Here is a 1,829-nt window from a genome sequence, read left to right on the forward strand (position 1 = left end):
GGGCGGTCCGCCCGTCTGCCGCAGCGGCGGGTGACCGCGGTGCAGCTGCCGCTCGGTCCGGACCGCTCGCTGGTCACCGTCGGGAACATCGGCGCGCTGCGGGCGCCGTACAACTACATCGCGATGGTGCCGCAGCGGGACCTGCTCAACCTTCTGGCGGACGAGGCGCGGCTGGAGCCGTCCTTCTCCCTGCGGATGAGTACGGAGGCGACGTCTTTCCTGATGGAGCGCGGCCGGGTCACCGGCGTGCGGTACCGCACGTCCGACGGCCGGACCGGTGAGCTGCGGGCCACGCTGACGGTGGCCTGCGACGGCCGTGGCTCGTCGGCCCGGTCGCTGCCCGAACTGCGGCTGCGGAAGTTCACCTGTCCCATGGACGCCTGGTGGTTCCGGCTGCCGCGGCACGAGAGCGATCCGCGCGGACTCGTGGGAGGCATCGGCGACCGGTTCCTCACCGTTGTGATCGACCGCGGTGAGTACTGGCAGTGCGCCGCGCTGATTCCCAAGGGAAGCGACGGCCGGCGCCGCGCCGCCGGTCTCGACCGTTTCATCGCCGATTTCACGGCCGCGGTCCCCTGGCTCGCGGACCGGCCGCACGCGCTGCGGTCGTGGGACGAGGTGAAGCTGCTCGACGTACGGCTCGACCGGCTCCGGCGCTGGCACCGCCCTGGGCTGCTCTGCATCGGCGACGCGGCGCACGCGATGTCGCCGGTCTTCGGCATCGGCATCAATCTCGCCGTCGAGGACGCCGTGGCCGCCGCCCGGTATCTCGTCGGGCCGCTGCGCGAGGGCACGGTCGGTCTGCGGGACGTACGGGCCGTCCAGCGCCGCCGGTGGCCCACCGCGGCGTTGACGCAGGCGCTGCAACGGATCGCTCATGCACGGGTCGTCGAACCGGTGCTGGCGGGACGCCCGCCCTTCGGCGACCCGAGGCGGGCGCGGCGGATCACCGATCTGCTCACCACCTCGCCGTGGCTGAACCGGGTACCGGCGTACTTCTTCGCCTACGGCGCCGTACGAGAGCATCCGCCGACGGCGTCGGTGCGGTGAGACCGGTCCGGCGCACACTCGGCCTTGTTTTCCACGACGCAGGATGAACAGACCGCCGTCGGGCGAGCCTCGATGGATTCGACTGCTCCGCCCGGCGGTTGTGGACACAGGGATGTCGGCCATACTGCTCCCCGTGGAGCAACAAACAGATCCCATTATTCTGCCGACGCACCCGGCCGGGACCGATCCGGCGTATGTACCCGGGCTCCTGCCCTCGCGCCCTGCCGGGGCGGACGAGGGGGACGAGACCGCCTCGGAGACGGAGCCGGAGGCGGTGGACACACCGCCGGAAGCCGCCGTTCCGGGAGAGAAGACCGCCGACTCCAAGGAGGAGGCGGCCGACGGTGAGGCGGAGACGCCCGCCGGAGAGGATGACGACGAGGAGAAAGACGACGGGCCCGTCTTCGAGGCGTCCGACCGGCGCGGAACGATCGTCGCCGACCACGCCGGTATCACGTTCCGGCTGGACGGCGAGGAGGCCGACTTCGACTGGGAGGAGATCAAGGCGGTGGAGACCGACGTCCCGCGGTTCGGGCGGCGTTTCGGTATCACGGTCTATACGTCGCCTCAGCGCTGGTTCCAGCACGATGTCGAGGGCTCGTCCAAGGAGCAGGTCAAGACCTGGGCGGCTGAACTCGACGAGGTTCTGGACGCGCGGTTCGACGACGGCGAGGCTTAGGGCCTCTCGTTTGGATCTTGCTGGGCTCGCGTGCCCTGGTGCCGCGCCTCGCCGCGTTGTCGTCGGTCGCCTACGCTCCGCGTGGGCTCCCTCCTCCGCC

The 1,829-nt window shown here is 71.1% G+C and carries 2 protein-coding genes; both read left to right on the forward strand.

Annotated elements, in window-relative coordinates; translation table 11 throughout:
* Positions 1 to 1,050 (forward strand): FAD-dependent oxidoreductase (locus GA0115259_RS11095; RefSeq protein WP_107469165.1); only part of this gene is annotated, 1,050 nt, incomplete at its 5' end.
* A 133-nt stretch (positions 1,051 to 1,183) separates the two neighbouring features.
* Positions 1,184 to 1,729 carry a hypothetical protein gene (locus GA0115259_RS11100; RefSeq protein ID WP_093594494.1) on the forward strand — a complete coding sequence of 182 codons (546 nt, stop codon included), beginning with the start codon at positions 1,184 to 1,186 and terminating at the stop codon, positions 1,727 to 1,729.
* The last annotated feature ends 100 nt before the right edge of the window (positions 1,730 to 1,829 follow it).

The organism is Streptomyces sp. MnatMP-M17, from assembly GCF_900091995.1.
Classification (GTDB): Bacteria; Actinomycetota; Actinomycetes; order Streptomycetales; family Streptomycetaceae; genus Streptomyces.